Genomic DNA, 261 nt, shown 5'->3' with positions numbered 1-261 from the left:
CCCCCGCGGCATCCTGCACATCCACGACTGCCTGCGTGCGGGGCTGGTCTGACCATGTCGCGGACCCGCATCGTCCGCTGGCTGCGCGTGCTGCTGCCGCTGGTGGCGCTGGCGATGCTGTCGACGATGTTCCTGTTCAGCCGCGGCTCTGACGTGGAATCGCGCATTCCCTATGCCGAGGTCGATGCCCAGGCCGCGGCGCGTGACAACCGCATCGTCGCGCCCGAATACAGTGGGGTGACCGGCGACGGGGCGCAGCTG

1 pseudogene is annotated in these 261 nt (G+C 69.7%); it reads left to right on the top strand.

What is annotated here, in order from left to right:
* Window positions 1-54: 54 nt before the first annotated feature.
* Window positions 55-261, top strand: a pseudogene (locus TW83_RS18365) (hypothetical protein); the annotation flags it as partial.

Source organism: Paracoccus sp. S4493 (genome assembly GCF_000967735.1).
GTDB lineage: Bacteria > Pseudomonadota > Alphaproteobacteria > Rhodobacterales > Rhodobacteraceae > Paracoccus > Paracoccus marcusii.
The sequence above is the reverse complement of the archived record's forward strand: the minus strand, read 5'-3'. Positions and strand labels throughout refer to the sequence as shown.